Raw genomic sequence first — 5,727 nt, forward strand, 5'->3', positions numbered from 1 at the left:
GTCTTACAATGTAAGGCGTAACTAGAATGACCAGTTCTGACTCCTCTTTTTGAAACGAGGTCGAGCGAAAAAGCGGTCCCAGGATCGGCAGTTCTCCGAGCCAGGGAAAGGCCCTGACATCATTGTTGACGTTCCGCCTGATTAGACCGCCGATTGCGAAGCTCTGGCCGCTGGCGAGTTCGACGACCGTATCGGCTCGGCGCGTGGAAACTGCCGGCACGGAAATTCCGTTGATTTGCACGGCACCTTGCGTCGACAGTTCACTGACTTCGGGCGTTACGTGAATGTTGATTTGATTGTTGCTGAGAACTGTCGGCACAAATTCCAGACTGACGCCGAAGTGACGGAATTCAACCGATACCTGCCTGTTTTCCTGCAGGACAGGAATGGGAAATTCGCCGCCCGCGAGAAAGCTGGCCTTTTCACCCGACATAGCGGTGAGGTTCGGCTCAGCCAGGACGGAAGCTATATGCTCCTTGGCGAGCGCGTCGAGAACCGCGCTGACGTTGACGGCACCGTTGTCGAATCCGATTTCTGCTGTACCGCCACCCTGGGTTGAACCAGACCCAGCGCTTGCAGCGCTTCCGCTTAGAACGCCCACTTTGAAATTGCCGATTTGACCGAAGGCGGACAAGTTGACGCCGAGTGACTTCATGGCGCTGCGTGAGACTTCGGCTACGCGCACGCTGAGGTTAACTTGCAGGGATCCAGCGACCTTGATGTTGTTGACGACTTGCGCTCCGTCGCCCAGATATTGCTCAGTGACTCTTTTTGCGGTGTCGGCGACCTCTGCGTCGGGCGCCGTCCCGCTAAGGATTGCGCCGCGCGGCGTATAGTTGACGCGGATGGGATAGTCGCCGACCTGCTCCCGCAACATGGCGCGTAAATCCCCGATCGGTTGCGTGACAACGATACGCAATTCGGCGAGAGGCTCGCCATTGCCATCCAAGGCGAATAGGCTGGTCCGCCCCGATTTCTTGCCAAAGACGAAGATTGTTTTGCTCGATGGCGCCTGAAAATCCGCGATCGTGGGGTCAGCAACAAAGATGGTCGTGGCTGGCGCGGGCAGATGAACGGTCTCCCCGAGCGAAGAGGAAAGGGTCAGCGTGGCGTTGATGCTATTCGAAGCCGCATGCGGCGGGCCTTTGTCCTGCTTGTTTTGCGCCGCGACACCAAGTGGGAAAGTCACAATAAGCGCGCAGAGGAGATGGCCCAGGTAACGGGGAACTGCAGGTCTTGTAACCTTGTTGGCGATCGCCCGCCAATTGAGCGCATGGCAAGGATGTTGAAGGATCAGCAAAATAGATCTTCTTTCGATTCGACAAACTATGCGGACGAGGCGTCAGTCAATTCTAGGATGTAACCAATGCCTCGGATGGTCTTGATCCGTGGCGTTGCACCTGATCTGGTCAGATGTCCCCGTAAACGATAAATTCCGACTTCAAGCGCGTTGGCAGACACGTCGTCGTTGAATGAATAGAGGTGATCTTCCAATTGCGCACGGGGCACGATGCGGCCTGCCCGGTTAAGCAGGTGCTCTAGAATACAGAGTTCGCGACGTGCGATCATCATTGGGTGCCCATCAACGAAAACCTGGCGGGCGACCGGATCAAAGTCGAGATTGCCAAATACGAGCCTCAGGTCGGTCATCTGTGTCGCCCGGCGCAGAATGGCTCTCATTCTGGCAATAAGCTCATCGGTAGAGATGGGTTTGAGCAGAAAGTCGTCCGCACCACCGTTGAAGATCGCAATTCGCTTATCGAGATCGTTAAGGCTGCTCATAATGACGGCAGGAACTGAATGCCCGTGGGTCCTCAACTGCCTCAGCCAACCCAAGCCATCGCCATCTGGCAGAGCCAATTCCAGCAGGAGAATTTCATAGCTGGCGCAAGAAAATGCACTCGAAGCCAGTTCCAGAGTACCAACGACATCAACGACGAAGCCGCCATCCCCGAGCGCAAGTCGCATGGCGCGCGCAAGATCCGCATGATGATCCACGAGCAGCGTTCGCATTTCATCTCCTCTCGAAGAGGGACGGCCCATCGAACGCGTCACCGGCGGCCATCTGATCGGAGCACACGGCGCGCAACTCGTCGCAGCTCTCGGAACTGGTCCGAGTCGGAGGGACATGCAAGTCGCTCGGTGGCAATAGGCGCGGGTGAGGACCAACTGACGGGCTCAAATACGCCGGTCGGCGAACCCACGAGGCCAGCAACCCGCGTGCGATTTCTCGTTGCATCATCTCTCCTACGTGCAGCCCCTGCGCTCGCAAGGCAGCGTCGCGGCTCAGAGCCCGATTCCCACAGAGGGTAGGGTTAGCTTTCGAGAAACTGATTGAACAAATCGATTATTTGGATCGAATGCATCCACGGTATGGATGCAGCGCACCATCTTCAACGACTGCGGCGTCCTGATGCACTGTTGTGTCTGTCGTGCTCTGCTTTTTTCGCTGTCCTTCAAGGCTGGCGAGCCTGGTGGAACCTGCGCGTCATTGGCTTGGTAGCTTGAATGCTCAACAACGGAGCGCCCTGCGCAAAGCCGCTCTCATTTCCAAAAAGCCTTGCAATCTGGTTGGAGCACTTCGCGCTCGACACCAAAATAGGCGAGGAAAACTGACGTCTGACAGGGATGTACATGCAACAGCCGATTTGCGGCACCAGCAAACGACCGCGTTCAGGCTGAAGATCGACGACCAACGGCTCCTCGATTTCCGCACCGACCGCTTTTACAAGCTCTTCCTGTGCGGGCGGATGCCGGCAAACAGCAGCACAGGGTCAGCGAAACCGGGAGCGGGCCTGCTTGATCGCCATGATCACATTGCCGCTGTCGCGCGTGCGGAGCGGAATGCAATCGGTCCAGCCGGCGGCAATCCGGTCAGCACCATCGTCTGCACGAAGCTCCCTGACGAAGACGTGCCCGAATGCGCTCAACAAAGCCGGGCGGCGGATCTTTCCAATCGCCGAAGGTGCGGGCTGGCACCGAGCGGCGAACTGCGAACTCATTCCTGCCCGGCGGCGCTGGCCGCCGCGAGCGTCGATGCGGACCCAGCCGCTCCGAATCCTCCCACAACACGATGAGCGCGTCGCGGACATCGCTGCCGTAACAGCGGCTGCGGCTCTTGCCCGCAGACGGCCTCTGCTCACGACGGTTCATAAGACGGATCGCGCGCTTGCGAATAATAGCCGGTTACCGCCTCGAACTCATCCAGAATGCGCCGCTTGTCAACGCCGCAATAAAGCTCCACGATCGCCGCTTCACCGTGTCGCCATGCTGAGCCGCGCCATCCTTCCCCCGAACCGGAATGGCACGACCTGTCCATCCCCTTTGGAACAGGACACTATTGGTAACATTTTGCTTGAGGCAATGCGGCTCGTTGCCTTCCTTTTCGCTGACCGGAAGGGTACCGGAAGTCGTCTATCGCATTTTACCCGCTGAAAGCGGCAACACCTCGACCTCAATCGCAGATCATAGGAAATAGACGATCGCGTCGGGGCCTCAGCATCGGTTCACCGGGTTTCCGTCATCGACTGAAGCGAATTGCCCCATCGACCGTCACCGGGTGGGCCGCGATACGTCGCCGTGTATGATTAGCGAGCGCACGTAGCGGAGCCATAGCTCTCCACCCAGCCATGTTCCCCTAGTTGGAAAATGTCCGGCGGACCAGAGGTGCTGTCGTCAGCTTTTCCTGAATAGCGGCCAAGGCAATCCCTACCAGTCCATCACCACCTTGCCGGAACTGCCGCTCTTCATCGCATCGAAACCGATCTGAAAATCGTCGATGCCGATGCGGTGGGTGATCAGGCCGGAGACATCCAGCGGACCCTGCACAAGCGCGATCATCTTGTACCAGGTTTCGAACATCTCGCGGCCGTAGATGCCTTTGAGATGCAGCATCTTGAAGATGACCTTGTTCCAGTCGATCTCGAAGCCGGTCGGCGCGATGCCCAGAATGGCGATCTTGCCGCCATTGTTCATGGTGTCGATCATGTCGCGGAAAGCGGGGGCGGCGCCTGACATTTCGAGCCCGACGTCGAACCCCTCGGTCATGCCGAGCACCGGCATGACGTCGCGCAGCTTCTCCTTCGAGGCGTCGACGACATGCTGGACGCCGAGTTTCTTGGCTAGCGCCAGCCGCACCGGGTTGATGTCAGTGATGACCACTTTGCGCGCGCCGACGCATTGGGCGACGAGCGCGCCCATGATGCCGATCGGCCCGGCGCCAGTCACCAGCACGTCCTCGCCGACCAGATCGAAGGACAATGCGGTGTGGACGGCATTGCCCAAGGGATCGAAGATCGCGGCAATCTCATCGGGCACATCGTCGGGGATCGGCACGACATTGTGCTGCGGGATCGCCAGATACTCGCCGAAGGCGCCTGGACGGTTGACGCCGACGCCGAGTGTGTTGCGGCACAGATGCCCTCGCCCGGCGCGACAGTTGCGGCAATGGCCGCAGACGATGTGGCCTTCGCCCAATACACGCTGGCCGACCTTGTATTCGGTGACCGCTGCGCCGAAATCGGCAACGGTGCCGACGAATTCATGGCCCGTCACCATCGGCACCGGCACCGTCTTCTGCGCCCACTGGTCCCAATTGTAGATGTGCACGTCGGTGCCGCAGATCGCCGTCTTCTTGATCTTGATCAGCACGTCGTTGGGGCCGATTTCCGGCACCGGCACCTCTTCCATCCAGATGCCCGGTTCGGCCTTGGCCTTCACAAGCGCCTTCATCATGTTCGACATCAGGATTTCCCTATTCCGTGATTGCGCTTCTGGCGAGATAGCCTGCACAACGGGAAGGTAGGCCACTAACTCGTTTGAACGTCCGGAATGGTCAGCCCCGCCTGCTCGGCCTCGCGGCGCAAATTCTGACGGGGCCTGGGGCCGATCTGCTGGATCACCAATCCGGCTGCCAGTGAGCCAAGGTCGCCGCAAGTCTGCAGGTCGCGGCCTTGCGTGTAGCCATGCAGGAAGCCGGCGGCATAGAGATCGCCGGCGCCCGTCGTGTCGACCAGTTCCTTGATGGCGGTCGCCTTGATCACCACGGTCTCGTCGCCGCGCACGATCACCGAGCCTTTTTCCGAGCGGGTGACGGCGGCGATCCGGCAATCCTTGCGGATCTGGGCCAGCGCCTCGTCGAACGACGATGTCTGGTAGAGCGACTTGATCTCGTGGCTGTTGGCAAAGACGATGTCGACCGTGCCCGAGCGCATCAGGTCGAGGAATTCGTCGCGGTAGCGGTCGACGCAGAACGAATCCGATAGCGTCATCGACACTTCTCGGCCTGCCGCGTGCGCCAGCTTCGCCGTCTGGCGGATTGCCTCCTTGGCGCGCGGCGGGTCCCACAGATAGCCTTCGAAATAGGTGACCTTGGCGCCGGACGCCTTGTCGGCTTCGACATCCTCAGGGCCAAGCTCGACGCAGGCGCCGAGATAGGTGTTCATCGAGCGCTCGCCGTCGGGCGTGACGAAGATCATCGAGCGCGCCGTCGGCGGCTCACCCTTGAGCGGCGTGGTGCCGAAGGCGACGCCCTGCGCATGGATGTCGTGGGCGTAGATTTCGCCCAGCGCATCGTTGGAGACCTTGCCGAAGAAGGCCGCGCGGCCGCCAAAGCTGGCGACGCCGGCCGCCGTGTTGCCGGCGCTGCCGCCGGACGCTTCGATCGCCGGACCCATGCGGCTGTAGAGCAGTTCGGCGCGTTGTGTGTCGATGAGGTTCATCGCGCCC

Annotated in this window: 4 protein-coding genes and 1 pseudogene; all 5 read right to left on the reverse strand. The window is 59.8% G+C overall.

The window, feature by feature from the left end; genetic code table 11:
• Positions 1 to 1,255: type II and III secretion system protein family protein (locus EOA27_RS18930; RefSeq protein ID WP_245482668.1), on the reverse strand; the 1,255-nt coding region annotated here is incomplete at its 3' end.
• A 71-nt stretch (positions 1,256 to 1,326) separates the two neighbouring features.
• Entirely contained in the window at positions 1,327 to 2,013 is a 687-nt protein-coding gene (locus EOA27_RS18935) for a response regulator transcription factor (RefSeq protein ID WP_024505585.1), read from the reverse strand.
• Between the two features lie 812 nt (positions 2,014 to 2,825).
• Positions 2,826 to 2,994, reverse strand: a pseudogene (locus EOA27_RS42195) (transposase); the annotation flags it as partial.
• Between the two features lie 714 nt (positions 2,995 to 3,708).
• A complete protein-coding gene (gene tdh, locus EOA27_RS18945) occupies positions 3,709 to 4,743 on the reverse strand; it encodes an L-threonine 3-dehydrogenase (protein ID WP_126063920.1) in 1,035 nt (344 codons plus the stop codon).
• 65 nt (positions 4,744 to 4,808) lie between these two features.
• The coding region (locus tag EOA27_RS18950) for an adenosine kinase (protein WP_145970413.1) at positions 4,809 to 5,727 on the reverse strand (919 nt) is incomplete at its 5' end.

The organism is Mesorhizobium sp. M2A.F.Ca.ET.037.01.1.1 (genome assembly GCF_003998075.1).
In the GTDB taxonomy this organism is placed as follows: domain Bacteria; phylum Pseudomonadota; class Alphaproteobacteria; order Rhizobiales; family Rhizobiaceae; genus Mesorhizobium.

Excerpts from the sequence above, each read along its gene's own strand:
- tdh (WP_126063920.1), bottom strand. The coding sequence starts at position 4,743 with ATGTCGAACATGATGAAGGCGCTTGTGAAGGCCAAGGCCGAACCGGGC.
- EOA27_RS18935 (WP_024505585.1), bottom strand. The coding sequence starts at position 2,013 with ATGCGAACGCTGCTCGTGGATCATCATGCGGATCTTGCGCGCGCCATG.